Genomic DNA, 13,922 nt, shown 5'->3' with positions numbered 1-13,922 from the left:
GTAGCTCAAAAATTCTAGGCAATCTCAGTTCTTGCAGAAATTAAAGGCGCACACCATACCGATAATTGCGTCCATTCTTATAGGCAGTAAATTTGTGTGGACTGGTGAACTTGACAATAAAGTGATCCCTTGAACCGTCATTCATGGTCAACCTGACGCTAAGCTTGCCTTTGCCCAAGTAGTGCCAGTGCCCAGACCACAGATCGCCCGAATACACGGAACCGTCAGGGGAAAACACCCAGGGAACGGAATGGTAATCGCGTTTTTGTCCACTGTTGGCAGGTTCAACCCTCCAACTCGTATGATGCACATAAATTTGGCGATGGGATGAACGCGAAACTTCAATCCTGGCTGAGCGAGTCGCTATTTCTTGAGCCACTGCCGTCATGGGAAGACCCAAGAGAGTGGTACCCAACACGCCAATAGTCATCCAGACACTGAGCTTTGAAACAGGTACAGAAAGTAGAGCTTTCATTGTGAAAATCCTTGTAGATGGGCTTATGCTTACATCTACAGGCTGAAATCCACCGGTTCCCGCTTCTCAGTTGTGATAACAAAGGAGCGAAAATATGCGGTTAATCACAGGTATTGAAGAGAAAGGAGGTTACAGAGGGTGAGCAACCTCTTGACTGGATCGCTAACTTTTGGAGTCATGGCTCAACCGCGCTTTTGTATAGCAAAAAGCCCGATCTCAGCGATCGCGACCAGGCAGACTTATCAAGTGTGCTCCACACCCCTCCAGCAATTCTCAGCATGAGAATGATTCTCACAAAATCTCTGGTTTCAATTGGTTTGAGTGCCCGAAACCCGCATTCTGTCGTTCAGAAAATTGAGCGAGAAAGCTTGTGAAGGTACTTGTTGCAGTACAAATGTTTCAAAATGAGAATTGCTGGCATTGCCTGCTTATGCTGGCTGGGTCAGCTTATCCACTTACAGGACGAATCTTGGGAATAGACAGTTCGCATGGCAGGGGGGTAGCTTGAAGCGTCAAGGCTCCTTTGTAAGCTTTGTTATCCAGGAGAAGAATTACGGGGGGATCTGAGGGATGAAGTGAATGACTCAATGAAGAGGCTTGTGCGGGAAAACCGCAGGCAGGCTTCTGTGAGGGGGAGGCTTACAACGATGCAGGGCTGAATGGTGTAGCACTCTCAATACCGAAAGGCGAGAGAAACGGAGAAGACAAAGCAAGCCTAAACATTGGAGGAAACCTCTCTACTCGACCCCACGCCTTTCTAGATCGTGACTTAGGTCGTTGAGTAGAGTCTTTCTATCGGCTCATCTTCATCGCCCGAATTTCCAATTACATCAATCAGGTTTAGCACGGCTGTGATAATGCCACAAACCAGATCAAACGCTCCAACAACGATGTTTGTAACACCATCACTGGGAATGAGCTTGAGTGGATTGATGATACCTGCAGTAACTGAGAAAACGGCGATCGCGAAACTCACACCAGCCCAGCCTCCAGGTGAACCTGACTCATTAAAGACGATCGAGCTAAACACCAGTGAGGTAATACTGCATATGCACAGCATGAGAGATTGAACGACGTTGGAAATCTGTTGATTAGCTTGCTCCTTAAAGGAGACTAAGCCAAACAGTGGCAGCAGTCCTACTGCTGCACCAATGCCAAAAGAGAGCCAATCGTTGTCCTGGGGAGTCGCCTCACTGATCAGAGGCAGGGCTAATGGAATTAACAAAAGACTAATCGCAACTGGAAGTATTGGCGGAATACCGTTGTCATCTGGATCAGCGTCGGAGAGTGCACCCAAAATTGCTGCTATAGTGGTTGCCAAAAAATTGACGAATCCAAGAATCTCCTGAAGAATTGGGGCTAAAACATCGGGTTGTCCAACTTGCTCATCTAGAGAATCAGGGAGTCCTAATTGAGAAGGATACTTCCCTTCTACTATCCTAATAATGATAGTAACTGGAATCGCAATGACCAGGGTAAATAAATTGAGTAAGGTTAGATTGTCTCCTGTTAGTACCTTAAAGAGCCAACTTAGAAATGGAATCTCAATCGTTTGAGTTAACAGTCCTGACTCACCATTCTCACCAATAAGCAAATCAATCACAGAGTCAAAAACTCCAAGTATTCCCTGTGGCTTAGGCGGCTGGTCATTACTGTAGGAACCAATAAAGGCATGGGCAATATCGATCAGTAACTCGACTAAACCCTCAATGAGACCGAGAAAAGTATCGAGCGCATTATCGAAGAAACTGCTGACGGAGGTCGAATGAAATAAATTCTTGAACGATGATGTAAAATTGGAAAAATCATCACTCAAGGTGCCGTTTGTAACCAGGTCAATAAAACCTGCAAAAAATTGGCTTACAGGATTATCATCCGCTATCTTGTAGAAACTGCCACCTAGGCTATTGACCGTGCTAGAAGGTGCCCCTGTCTTCATCTTTTGCGTTCCATAGGTGCACTGTACCGAGCGAGAAGACTTGGTATTACTCCCCTTCTGACCAAGGTTATAAGCGGTGTGATTGCTCGCTCCAACCCCTTTTTGCTGAGAAATCGGGCTTGGGGGAGCCTGTTTAGTGGCGTTGCTAAACGCCTGCTTAATCTCGTCCTTGCCCTGCTGAAACCAATTATCGACTTTTGGCAGCACGGTCTCTTTGACAGTTTTTTTCAGGTCAAGAAGCTGATCAATTAGATATTTCTCTAACCACCTCTGCGTCCAGAGAATCTCGCCAAAGTGGAACAGGACGCTGAGGGCTTCGATGATGTCTTCGATTAGTTTAGCGAGCGCCACAAAGAAGCTGGCGATCGCATGGGCAATGTCTTCAACCACTTTGATGATCGCTTTGAAGACACTTTTAATTCCGTTATAGATGTATTGCAGCCCCACATAAACGTCTTCGGCAATGCTAACAATCACCTGTTTAATTTCTGCCACAACTTTCGTCAGCCAGTTCCAGAAGTCGGTGAAGATATTGCCGACGCGACGATGCTCAAAAGGTAGTCTTGCCTCGGTGGGAGACCAGGGCGTACCTTCTAACTGGTCGATCGCCGTGCGGGCATCGGCATGATTGATTGCAGTGTGACTGAAGGGATTGCTGTTGGGGGCATAGGAACCATCTGGATTGGTAAGGGCAAATTTCAACCCAGTCGCTTGATTAATCTGGACGGGACGAGTGGCGATCGCATTATTGGGCGCATAGTGCATTCCAGTGAGGTCTTCATAGGGCACATAGGGCGTATTGGGGTCAGCCGATCGTAGTGCCGACAGCACCCTTCCCAGTTGCACCTGAGTCGAGCCACCGGGGTCTACTCCCTGCCGCATTTGCTGTGTGGCTTTTGCTATTTGCTGCGGTTGTCCAGCGCTCTTTTCATCGGTGGTGAACAACGACGTGCCACTGTAGTTACCTACAGAGGACAAGTCGGGATGATCAGGGTCAGTATAGGAGGCATCTGAGGTGCTACCAGAGGCATAGCTGTTAGAGACGCGCCCGTGAAATTCATGGTCGGGGAAGACCAGAATCCGCTCGAAGGGATCCATGAAGGTTGCCCACACGCGCAACAGCGAGGTGTTGACGTTGCCAGCAGTGCTAACAATCACCAGACTGCCATCCACCCCCGTTTTGACCGAGGCATATTCACTGTCACCAGGACCGATCGTATAGGATTGACCGTTAATGATGACCTGCGTGTTAGGCTGATCTGCCCAGATTTTGACTGCTTCATTGGGACGAGGCGCTTTCAGGTCATCGACGATCGTCAGATGAGTCTGGTAACGAGCTACCGAAGGCGGAATGGGATTGGTTAGATCAGTACTGCCATTGGTGGCTGACGCATCTGGATCCTGCATCAACTGCGACTCAATAATGAAATCACACAGTCCTTGAACCACTTCATCAACCCGGATGCCAAACATTTGGTTCAACTCAGGTGTTGAGATGAAGTCCAAACTATTACCACCCGCATAAATCACGCCGTTATTGAGGCTGGTTGAGAGTGCTGCAATTTGAGTATTACCTGTATCAATGGAAAACTGATTATCGGAATCTGGAGCATAAAGATAGAGAGAGTTCCAGTCGAAATCATCACTAGTAGTGGTGATACCAAAAAACACAACTGGCTTTGTGACTGACCCGCCAGTGTTTTGCGAATCAGGCACAGTGATGTTGTAAATGAAGGGCGTTGTCGCGATGCTAGCACCTGAATCATCACCCGTAGCATGATGCTGGTGGACGACCTCAAGCCGGTTATTCAGTCCCCAAAGGGTGCCGATTGAATCAGCAAACCACACGGAAGCGTCGGAAGAGCCAAGACCAGAACCGTATGCAATGCCAGTGGAGATATGTTTGTTGGCAGAAAATCCAGGTAGTGAAAAGGAGAAGGTGGTTACGGGATAATTACTCGGCGGATTGATTGGAACAGCGTACACATACTGACCATTTAAAATGGTAAACAGAGCAGGAATGGCTTGACCTACGTAATTATCAAAAGACTGTCCTAAGGTAACAGGAAGAGATATAGGAGACAACCCAGGGGAACAGGGATGTCCATAGGGTCCTGCGAAATTAGTCACTGTTATGGTTGAGGGGGTTTGCACACCGCATTGAACTAAAAACACGCTTATTCCGCTGTTGCCGAGGGTTTCAGCTATCACATTAATCTGACCATAGGGACTTTCCGCAAAGATCGGTGTGCTTAGTATTGGAGTATCTGTCCCGATTTGAGGTATTGCTTGCTGCCAACCTTCACAATCTTGAGGTCGCAACTCTGGATTTGAAACTCCAGATTGATTAGCAGCTTGCAGCGCCATAGACGTATTGAATACGTAAAGAGTGCCGGTTCGATCGCCAAAACACAGCCGTGTTCCACTTAACGCTGGGGGACTATCAATGATATCGGCAGTGAAGTGCCAGATTTTATTTGTCAAATTCCGCGCATCTACCGCTGTCACAACACTCTGACCCGAATTCAAAAAACTGGTGAGGTATACAAGCTCGTGGATGGGATCAAACACCACACCGATGTAATATCCTGAAGTGTCTCCCAGCCCTAAATCTTCAGTGCGTGATATCTCTTGACCGGTATGGGCATCTACAGCAACGATGTAGGAATGGCTTTGTCCAGGTTCACTCGAGTCATAGATATCCGTGTAATAAATAGACATGTAAAGGTTGCCCAGTCCCTGTACGATCGAAGTATTTTGATCAACCGGATATCCTTGAGGCGATTTGAAGACGTAGGGCGAATCGTAGCGGTAGAGTTGGGTACTGCTGCCCTGTTGCACCAGACAGTGAGTTGCTCCATAGCCAGTCGTGGTCAGCTTCTGCACATTTGTAATGCCTGCCACTGGCTTGGTGTCCGCTCCAGTCAGAAATCGGTAGGCGTTGCCCTGGTTGTCATTGTGCCACAGCGTTCCATCGGCAGCAACGGCAGTGGCGGTTGGACTCACGCCCAAATCAACAGCGTTCCAGCTCTTTTGCTGTAAGTCGTACAGGTACACATTGTTTTGGTTATCACGTATCCAGATTTGCTCCGCATTTCCCACTGAAATTTGCACTGCATTTCCGGGGAAGGGTGTAAGATTCTGTGAAACTCCTTCAACCACTCGGTAAACATCAGTTTGCCAATTACCATTCACATCTGTGTAAGGACTGAGATAGATTGTCGTGCCGTCTTGCCCCACCGAAATCGATGTCGCTGACCACCCTGCTATCACAGACCAGGCAGTGCCATCGTGATGGTAGACGTTATTTTGTCCATCAACCGACCAGAGATTGCCGACCCGACCGCTAGGTGCTTGAGCGAGCCGTGGATGCCAGGCGATGGGCCAGTTAGAGAACAGAGGGAAGGTCGGGATATAAACGGGAGTAACCGGGCTATTTTCGCTCCCCGTAAGGGTGAGCATTGCTGACCCTTTGAACAGGTGGACGCAATGTACATCCGTCCATACTCCTGTATTAATTCCCGACAACAGCCAGTTCGGGGGCAGCGCTTCTCCAAAGTTGTGCCACTGAGAGAGTGGTGCTGAGCCTTGAGTGATGGTTTCCTTAACCAAGTCAATTGCTAAACCTTCATTTCCCCGCACAACCAGGATGCCTCCACTCACATACTCGGCGATGACCCCATCAATCACGCCGGAACCAAAGGTAGGGTCGTTGACCGGCCAACTGGACCAGTCAGTCAGATTGACCGGAGCAGCTGATCCATCCGTGGGGACATAGCGACCGCCATTGAACAGGTAGAACTTGCCGTTCGGGGCAAATGTAGCTCCCGTCACACCCAGCGTGAAGGAGTAGGGGAGACTGGGCCAGGTCGTGGCAATTTCGGTGGGGGAACTGGTTTGATTGTTGTTGGCGAGGTCGATCGTGATGTATTGGCTCCCCCGGAAGCAGTAGAGCACTTTGTTAATCCAATCCAATGCGATCGCATCGATACCTTCATCAGAAGGATTCCACGCATCCCCGATCGAGTCATAGAGATGGTGAGCACCACTCGCGTCAATGGCAGACAATGTCCCATCCCATCCGGCGGCAATATCGGTGGGAGCACCAAACAGCATCTCAGCGGAGAGTTGGTTGAAGGTGGCTTGGGGAAGCCCACTAATCGGGTCGGTGGGCAGCTTGTGATGTCTGTGATACCGCTTGTGGGGTCTGTGGTTGCCGGGCTGATGGGATTCAGGATGACGGGTAGCATTATCCCCGCCTTTTACAACTCCAAACCCTCGTTGCTGTTTGCCGCCCCCAACGCGCTTGATTTTAAGGCGGCGCGATCGTCTAGCTCTCCGATTTCTCATCGTGGTCTTCTGCGGCATTGAGTGCGGCGCGATCGTTTGCAGAAGGTTAGCCTTCATCGCTCTTAAGCTGATGAAGTCGCGATCGCTCAAGCTTTGTGAAGCCTGAGATGAAGCGTATCGAAGTAGCTCACTCCTGTCGAAACCGTTCAAATTATCAGTTGGCAATGATAAGGCAGAGGACATGGGCAGCGTTCCAGGCATAGATACCGTCATCATGATTAAAAATTCCTTAGGGTTTAAGCAAACAAATCACTAAATCGGCATACACCCGTTCTATCAAAGTCGGCTAAGGACAGTAATCCTGTACCATTTGTTGAAGATGGTTTTTCTGATTAAGGTGAACTGGAGATAACAACGGGTTGGAGACCCATTTGTCCAATTTGGTATGCCGCTTAGTTTAACCCCTTCAATCTTTCCGCTATGAAAAACCACGATACCGATCAAAAAATAGGGTCAGAGGGGGATCAATACATAGCGAGATCGACGGGTTGCCTGCATTTGAGATAGAGATAAAGGCACTTATCTCTATTGATCTATTGTCAGAATATTAACGTGACTTCTAGGATAACGGGACCTGCGGCGATAATTCAGAGCAGTGACTGAGACGACCGATGGGACGGCGAACAAATGAGAAATGCTGGGCGTGGCGATGTCAGATTTGCCAACTACCACTAGGGTGGGAACATCGATTTCCGGTAGCGTCTCTGTTTCATCAAACTTGAACATTGCCAGAACGGCGCGTGCCAGAACTCCTGGTGATGCCTTGATGCCAACCAAACTGGAGAAATTAAGTTGTCCTCGTGTTTCTGTCCCTCTGAATCCAGAAATCTCAGTTGTGAGCAGCGTTGCACCGTTGAAATAGCTAAGCCAGCTTGAAAGCCATAGCAAGGGAGAAAGGGCGATCGCCAAATGAAGCAACGGTTCCAGCAAAGGCTTTTGTAATGCTAATAATAACTTTCTGAGAATGGCAGTCTCAAGCGGAGTAACCGTTCAGGGGGTTGCAGTATCAATCGGTAGTAGGGAGGGTGCAGGTTGCCCCTTCGGTTGTTTTGGGGTGACAATGGTGTTCAATGTCCCACTTAATGATGCGTTGGCTGTGGCTAACCCTAACAGGACTGAAAGCGCAAGTCTCTGGGCTAGATACCTGACGAACTGGACGTTTTGGAACCACGTTCGGACGATCGCCGCATTCATCGCATCAACCCTGTTTACACTGGCGATCGGTACTCCAGCAAAATTATAGAGTTCGATGAATTCACTTGAACATACAATGTTTTGGCGCAGATTAGATTTCCCTGGACATGACAGTTGTTGTCTTCGGAAATTTAATCATGGTTGGCAATTATCGGGGACAGCCATCTTTCTGTTCGATCATCAACCATGTCATTTATACTACGAAGTAAATACGAATACCAACTGGAAAACCTGCACCGCAAGTATTTCAGGCTATGTTGGTAAATCAGTCATTGCTCTGACGATCGCTCGTACTTCAACCAACCATTGGAGCATTAACGATACAGAAGTACAGACAGCAGCAGACTGCATTGATCTAGATTTAGGGTTTACCCCAGCCACCAATTTAATTGCTATTCGTCGGTTATCGTTAGCAATTGGAGCGCGATCGCAAGCCCCTGCTGCATGGCTAGAGTTTCCAGACTTTACCCTAAAACAATTGAAGCAACAATACCATCGGATAGCCCACGATCGCTATGAATACACGGCATCAGAAGTAGGCTATGCCGATGTTTTAGAAGTGGATGATTATGGGGCGATCGCTCGTTATCCTCAACTTTGGGAGCAGGAAAGTGGTAACTTGATCTGCTTGGATAACAAAAGTGGTGGAGCGTGAAGCGTAGCAACCTCTACCCATTATTCATCCCATGCCATGAATGTTCAGCAATCGCATCTACAACCTGGATGAACCAGCAACCCCAACTTTATTGGAGCACATCCAGAAGTTAGGAAATTTTGTGAATTGGCATGGCGAGACAGTGATTCTTCCCAAAGACCAACTCCCGTCCCATTTGCAAATGAATTTTCAGTAGCAGTATCACCTGGTGATCGATACAACCCGGTTTCGAGAGGAGTTAGGCTATGTTGAACCTATTGCTGAAGAGCACGCATTGCGGCAAGGCGATCGCTTGGGAGCAAGAAAAATTGACCGCAACTAGTCCAGAGTAGTTAAATGATCATTTAGAAGATAAAGTGATGGCATGATTATGGAACCCTACATTAGCCTGATTACGCTTGGAGTGTCTGATCTTGTTCGTTCCACTGCCTTTTACAAGCGGGGGTTGGGTTTACCCGCGAAAGAAGAGTTTGAGGGTGTGACGTTCCTCAATCTTAGAGGAACCTGGCTGGCTCTCTATCCCCGTGAGGCACTTGCAGCCGATGCTCACGTTTCAGCCGCAGGGAATGGTTTTCCAGGGTTTACTCTGGCACACAATGTGAAGTCGAAGGAAGCCGTCAATTCCGTTCTTGAACAAGCAAAAGCGGCAGGAGCTACCATTCTCAAAGCTGCACAAGATACCGATTGGGGCGGTTACTCCGGCTACTTCGCTGATCCAGATGGTCACTTGTGGGAAGTCGCCTGGAATCCTCATTTTGATTTAACCAATGGATAGTTGTTCATTCTTACAGCAGGACTCATCGAATCATGAGTGAAGTGACTCCACAAAACATCAACTCAGCATTTGTTGTGCTGGATGACACTGGCAATGCAATTCCAATTGCAGTCGGAGAATGCTTCTATGAAAAGCTAGAACAGCAATTTGGAGACTTTAAGGGAAAACGGTTGATTTCCCACTACACATTCGAGCATGACTGGGATTGTTGGGAAAGGCACCCTGCTGGAGAGGAATTTGTGTGCCTTTTATCTGGACAGATTGATTTCGTACTGGAGCAGGATGGAGGTGAAGAAATTGTCTCTCTCAACACCCCCGGTCAGTACATTTTAGTGCCACGCGGAGTATGGCATACAGCAAAGGTTTATACCCCCAGTTCAGTGTTATTTATCACGCCTGGTGAAGGAACCCAGCAGCGATCGCTCTCCTAAGAAATGGCTATAGAGATTATCACCAAAAGATTTATTCTCCGTGATTTTGTTCAAGAGGATGAGCCTGCCTTCCTTGTCTATCATGCTGACCCTCGTTATACCGAGTTCTGTTCGGCGGAAGAAGTGACCCCTGACTTTAATCATCAACTATTTCAACGGTTTATGCAGTGGGCAACTGAAGTTCCGCGACGCAATTATCAGTTGGCGATCGTCGATCGCCGCAATCTGGAGTTACTTGGCTGTGGCGGCTTGCGACAGGATGGTTATGCGAATGGGCAGGCAGAACTTGGAATTGAGCTAGCACCTCAGTACTGGGGGCGTTATGCCTATGCCATTGAAGTCGGGAAAGCCCTGATTGATTTTGGGTTCCGCGATTTGGGGCTGAAGGAAGTTCTCGGTATTTCTGTGAATGCTAACCTGCGAGTATCCCGGTTAGCAGAACGTTATGGATTCCAGGTGATCGGTACACAACCTGGTTCCGACTGGATGCGCGCGCGGGGATGGAAGCAGATTAAATGGCAACTTACAAGAGAATCATGGGAGCACTTATTTTCTCTGTAAACCTATTGCCAATTGTGTCTTAGAAAGAGAAACCAAAGTATTTTAAGGAGTTTCATGAGAGTTTATTTGAAGTTAAAGCAGGAGTAATCTCATAGAAAAACAAATTGTTCATCGTTAGATCCATGCGACACCCAAATGGTAAATCCTACTGAGCATCGCATGGATGTTTTTCGTGAATACGTCTTATTGCTTGCGCCGATAATAATGGGCGGTCATGAAGTGCTGCCACTGCCCGTCATCTGTCAACATGTGGGAGGTCAAGACTCGATGATCGTCGCTTTTGAACTCGATCACGTCTTTGTACTTGCCTAGTTTCTCCTCACCCGTCATGACAGGTCCATCGGAGTTGAGCGTTAGCACGGTTTCGCCTGCATTCAATTCACCCTCGTATTGCCAGAGATAGGTCATCATTGATCCAATCCAGGTGCCCACATAACGCTGTTTCTGTGGGTCATAGCCGAGGGTCATCAGTGTTGTTGCAGGACCACATCCCGGCATCTCACCCTGTCCTTCTGCCAGTATCCAGAGTCCACCCAACGATCTCACCGTTTCTGTTCCCGTTGATTTTACGGGAGGTTGATCGGGTCCCATCATCGCTTCGGTTTCATAGGTCCACTCCCCAACGAGTTTTTGGAGCCACTGATGTTCTTTTTGAGGTTGAGCAGGCATGGATGAGGTTTGTTCGGTTTGGATGGTTTCCATTTTTTATCTCCTTGTGATGAATGATTGAAAAGTGCGATCGCAGTATTGGCGTAGAAGCGCTGCGTCTCTATCCATAGGTCGGCTTTTGCGGGTATCCAGGGGGTGAGTCTTCAAAGTCTTCCTGTCGCCCGTAGGGAGTCATATCCAGCAGACTGTAGGTGTCAGTCAGAGATTCAACTCCACGGGCATAGGTCGAGTAGGTGTGGAAAATATCGTTACCGAGGCGGAAGAAAACGCTGAGTCCATGACTCTCGCCTTGCATCACATTCGGTCCGTTCAATCTCTCTAACTCTGCTTTGTCGCGATAGTTGTACTCAATGGGCGCAATGTTTTCGTCCAAGGTGACATGAAAATCATAGTTAAAATTGCTGCTAAAGGAGGAATACCAGGGAAGTGTCCATCCTTTCAGCATCTTGTAGCCTTCCAACTTGGGAAACGGGGCACGGGAAACTAACGCAAAGGTCGTGTCACGTTCATTCAGCATGGATAGATCGCCCAGCGAATTAACAAAGCCTGTACACCCCCCACAGCCCTTCTCCCACTCCGGAGCAAACATGAAGTGATAGATGATCAATTGGGTTCGTCCCTCAAACAAATCAGCCAGTTTGACAGAGCCATTTGATCCTTCAAAGGTGTATTCCTTTTCAAGCTTGACCATTGGTAGTCTGCGTCGTCCAGCGTTGACGAGATCGCGATGTTTGGTTAACTCTTTTTCATGTTCCAGCAATGTCTTACGAGCAGTCAGCCATTCGTCTCTGCCAACAACTTTTGGATGGGCAATTGCGTTTTGAATCATGGTGAATCCTCATAGTGTAATGGTTGAAGGGGGACGAAATGGGCGGCTTATACCTCTACCTTTTCCTTGGTAGATTCCGCCTGCTCGATCGCGCTGGGTTCCATGTAAATCAGTTCCCAAATATGACCATCTAAATCCTGAAATCCATGGGCGTACATGAATCCGTGGTCTTGAGGTTCGTTATAGGTTGTGCCACCAGCGGCAACTGCTTGACGAACCATCTCATCCACTTTTGCTCGGCTCTCAACCGATAAGCACGTCAACACTTCGGTACTTTTTGTGGCATCGCAAATCGCGTTTGGTGTAAATGTCTTGAACTTCTCATAGGTCAAGAGCATCACGAAGATGTTCTCGGAGACAATCATGCAGGTGGCAGTTTCATCGGTGAATTGGGGATTGAACTGAAAGCCGAGTTTTGTAAAGAACGCGATCGATTGCTGGAGATTTTTGACGGGTAAATTGACGAAAATTTGAGTACTCATGATTTCTCCTGCGTAGTGCTTTGAAATTTATCTGCGAAAAGCTGAAAGTAGGTTGGGAGGCGGTAAAAAGCTCAAACGACCTGCTCACAGTTAACCATCCACGGTGTACCAAACTGATCAATCAACATACCAAAGCGAACAGACCAGAAGGTTTGAGCGATCGCCATTTTCACCTTGCCTTTTTCTGCAAGAGCGTGAAAAATTCGTTCTGCCTCAGCGACTTCAGGCACGCTAATTTGTACGTAGAAGCCTTGCGGAGTTTCAAAATATCCCGGTGGGCAGTCAGATCCCATTAACAAGCGATCTCCCAGGTCAAGGCAAGCGTGCATAATTTTGTCTTGCCATTCCGGTGCAATCTCTTCTGCGGAGGGGGCCTCTTTGTGTGTCATCATCATGGTGATCTTGCCACCAAGAGATTGTTCGTAAAACTTGAATGCGGCTTCACAATTGCCATCGAACATGAGATAAGAATTGAGTTGCATTGATTTCTCCTTTAGTAATTGATTCTGGGTTTTGAGGAGCTGATCGTTCCCGCGTGAACATTATTTGCGCGGCAGTTGATAAAGTTACTCTTGCTGTCGCGTTTCAACCTGGGCGCGAATGCGGTCTTCCTGCTCCCTTAATGCGGGTGTCAGGGCTTCACCAAAATCCTCTGCCTCGAATACAGGACGGATCTCAATCTCGGAATCTCCGGGCATTGGGTTGGGGCAGCGCTTCACCCAGGCGATCGCGTCTTCAATGGAGTCCACCTGCCACAGCCAGTACCCTGCAACTAGCTCCTGCGCTGGAGTGAAGGGTCCCTGGGTGACGGTGCGTTCCGTTCCTGAAAAGTGAACTCGCGCCCCTCTTGAGCTAGGATGAAGCCCCTCACCAGCAAGCAAAATACCTGCCTGGGCTAATGCTTCGTTGAATTGCCCCATTTCAGTCATAAGCTGTTCGCTGGGCATAATCCCAGTTTCGGAATCTTGGGTTGCTTTAACAAAGACCATGACTTTCATTGTGAAATCTCCTGTTGAGTGGTTTTGAGTTGGATTGCTAGGGGTTTGGTGTGCTGATCGCTAACTCGCAGCGACCCGCTTGAGTTCATCAATCTCGATCTTTTTCATTTGCAGCATGGCAGTGGTAACTTTTTGAGAGGTTGCTGCATCGGGGTGGTTGAGCAACTCAATCAGAATGCGAGGAATAATTTGCCACGAGACGCCATATTGATCTTTGAGCCAGCCGCATTGCTGGGCGGTTTCATCCCCACCCGCAGATAGTTTTTGCCAGTAATCGTCCACTTCCTCCTGGGTATCGCAAAAGACTTGGAAGGAAATCGCCTCGTTAAATTTGAAGGTCGGACCTCCATTTAGCGCTGTGAATGGCTGACCATCCAATTCAAAGCTGACGGTCATGACGGTTCCGGCGGGTTTTCCGTGAATTTCCTGTCCAGCTTCTCCGTATCGGCTGATGTGGACGATCTTGGAATTGCGAAAAACCGACGTATAAAACTGAGCAGCGGCTTCGGCTTGATCATCAAACCATAAACAGGGAGTAATTTGGGGATTGTTTGGCATCAGGGT

General features: G+C 48.1%; 14 protein-coding genes. 5 read left to right on the top strand and 9 right to left on the bottom strand.

Annotation, left to right across the window (positions count from 1 at the left end; translation table 11 throughout):
* Positions 1-40: 40 nt before the first annotated feature.
* The 3 genes from AC1S52_RS21280 to AC1S52_RS21270 form a co-directional block, all read right to left on the bottom strand.
* Positions 41-475 carry a hypothetical protein gene (locus tag AC1S52_RS21280; protein ID WP_482031059.1) on the bottom strand — a complete coding sequence of 145 codons (435 nt, stop codon included), beginning with the start codon at positions 473-475 and terminating at the stop codon, positions 41-43.
* A gap of 769 nt (positions 476-1,244) precedes the next feature.
* A complete protein-coding gene (locus AC1S52_RS21275; RefSeq protein ID WP_482031058.1) occupies positions 1,245-6,980 on the bottom strand; it encodes a hypothetical protein in 5,736 nt (1,911 codons plus the stop codon).
* Positions 6,981-7,289: 309 nt separating this feature from the next.
* The gene (locus AC1S52_RS21270; protein WP_482031057.1) at positions 7,290-7,694 is read right to left on the bottom strand and encodes an alpha/beta fold hydrolase; all 405 of its coding nucleotides are present in this window, start codon (positions 7,692-7,694) and stop codon (positions 7,290-7,292) included.
* Positions 7,695-7,728: 34 nt separating this feature from the next.
* On the opposite strand from AC1S52_RS21270, the gene AC1S52_RS21265 reads away from it, so the two are divergent.
* The 5 genes from AC1S52_RS21265 (at position 7,729) to AC1S52_RS21245 (ending at position 10,380) form a co-directional block, all read left to right on the top strand.
* A complete protein-coding gene (locus AC1S52_RS21265; RefSeq protein ID WP_482031056.1) occupies positions 7,729-8,007 on the top strand; it encodes an anthrone oxygenase family protein in 279 nt (92 codons plus the stop codon).
* A 6-nt stretch (positions 8,008-8,013) separates the two neighbouring features.
* Positions 8,014-8,613: a putative glycolipid-binding domain-containing protein gene (locus tag AC1S52_RS21260; protein ID WP_482031055.1), complete on the top strand. Its 600-nt coding sequence runs from the start codon at positions 8,014-8,016 to the stop codon at positions 8,611-8,613.
* 364 nt (positions 8,614-8,977) lie between these two features.
* Positions 8,978-9,388 (top strand): VOC family protein, encoded by a 411-nt coding sequence (locus AC1S52_RS21255; RefSeq protein ID WP_482031054.1) that lies wholly within the window; start codon positions 8,978-8,980, stop codon positions 9,386-9,388.
* A 32-nt stretch (positions 9,389-9,420) separates the two neighbouring features.
* Entirely contained in the window at positions 9,421-9,819 is a 399-nt protein-coding gene (locus tag AC1S52_RS21250) for a WxcM-like domain-containing protein (RefSeq protein WP_482031053.1), read from the top strand.
* A gap of 3 nt (positions 9,820-9,822) precedes the next feature.
* Positions 9,823-10,380 (top strand): GNAT family N-acetyltransferase, encoded by a 558-nt coding sequence (locus AC1S52_RS21245; RefSeq protein WP_482031052.1) that lies wholly within the window; start codon positions 9,823-9,825, stop codon positions 10,378-10,380.
* Between the two features lie 183 nt (positions 10,381-10,563).
* Here AC1S52_RS21245 and AC1S52_RS21240 read toward each other — a convergent pair whose 3' ends face one another.
* From AC1S52_RS21240 to AC1S52_RS21215, 6 genes are all read right to left on the bottom strand, one after another.
* Positions 10,564-11,082: a DUF1579 domain-containing protein gene (locus tag AC1S52_RS21240; protein ID WP_482031051.1), complete on the bottom strand. Its 519-nt coding sequence runs from the start codon at positions 11,080-11,082 to the stop codon at positions 10,564-10,566.
* A 67-nt stretch (positions 11,083-11,149) separates the two neighbouring features.
* On the bottom strand, positions 11,150-11,878 hold the full coding sequence (locus tag AC1S52_RS21235) for a DUF899 domain-containing protein (protein WP_482031050.1): 729 nt from the start codon (positions 11,876-11,878) through the stop codon (positions 11,150-11,152).
* A 47-nt stretch (positions 11,879-11,925) separates the two neighbouring features.
* On the bottom strand, positions 11,926-12,360 hold the full coding sequence (locus tag AC1S52_RS21230; RefSeq protein ID WP_482031049.1) for a VOC family protein: 435 nt from the start codon (positions 12,358-12,360) through the stop codon (positions 11,926-11,928).
* Between the two features lie 71 nt (positions 12,361-12,431).
* Positions 12,432-12,842, bottom strand: a complete 411-nt coding sequence (locus AC1S52_RS21225) for a VOC family protein (protein WP_482031048.1) — start codon at positions 12,840-12,842, stop codon at positions 12,432-12,434.
* 84 nt (positions 12,843-12,926) lie between these two features.
* Entirely contained in the window at positions 12,927-13,358 is a 432-nt protein-coding gene (locus tag AC1S52_RS21220) for a YciI family protein (protein WP_482031047.1), read from the bottom strand.
* 60 nt (positions 13,359-13,418) lie between these two features.
* Entirely contained in the window at positions 13,419-13,916 is a 498-nt protein-coding gene (locus AC1S52_RS21215; RefSeq protein WP_482031046.1) for a VOC family protein, read from the bottom strand.
* Positions 13,917-13,922 lie beyond the last annotated feature (6 nt).

The organism is Kovacikia sp. CALU 1929 (genome assembly GCF_056784235.1).
Note: the sequence above shows the minus strand (reverse complement) of the source record. Positions and strands in the feature narration are given on the sequence as shown.

Coding starts and splice junctions, on each gene's coding strand:
- AC1S52_RS21280 (WP_482031059.1), bottom strand. CDS start 475: ATGAAAGCTCTACTTTCTGTACCTGTTTCAAAGCTCAGTGTCTGGATG.
- AC1S52_RS21275 (WP_482031058.1), bottom strand. CDS start 6,980: ATGATGACGGTATCTATGCCTGGAACGCTGCCCATGTCCTCTGCCTTA.
- AC1S52_RS21265 (WP_482031056.1), top strand. CDS start 7,729: ATGGCAGTCTCAAGCGGAGTAACCGTTCAGGGGGTTGCAGTATCAATC.
- AC1S52_RS21260 (WP_482031055.1), top strand. CDS start 8,014: ATGAATTCACTTGAACATACAATGTTTTGGCGCAGATTAGATTTCCCT.
- AC1S52_RS21255 (WP_482031054.1), top strand. CDS start 8,978: ATGATTATGGAACCCTACATTAGCCTGATTACGCTTGGAGTGTCTGAT.
- AC1S52_RS21250 (WP_482031053.1), top strand. CDS start 9,421: ATGAGTGAAGTGACTCCACAAAACATCAACTCAGCATTTGTTGTGCTG.
- AC1S52_RS21245 (WP_482031052.1), top strand. CDS start 9,823: ATGGCTATAGAGATTATCACCAAAAGATTTATTCTCCGTGATTTTGTT.
- AC1S52_RS21240 (WP_482031051.1), bottom strand. CDS start 11,082: ATGGAAACCATCCAAACCGAACAAACCTCATCCATGCCTGCTCAACCT.
- AC1S52_RS21235 (WP_482031050.1), bottom strand. CDS start 11,878: ATGATTCAAAACGCAATTGCCCATCCAAAAGTTGTTGGCAGAGACGAA.
- AC1S52_RS21230 (WP_482031049.1), bottom strand. CDS start 12,360: ATGAGTACTCAAATTTTCGTCAATTTACCCGTCAAAAATCTCCAGCAA.
- AC1S52_RS21225 (WP_482031048.1), bottom strand. CDS start 12,842: ATGCAACTCAATTCTTATCTCATGTTCGATGGCAATTGTGAAGCCGCA.
- AC1S52_RS21220 (WP_482031047.1), bottom strand. CDS start 13,358: ATGAAAGTCATGGTCTTTGTTAAAGCAACCCAAGATTCCGAAACTGGG.
- AC1S52_RS21215 (WP_482031046.1), bottom strand. CDS start 13,916: ATGCCAAACAATCCCCAAATTACTCCCTGTTTATGGTTTGATGATCAA.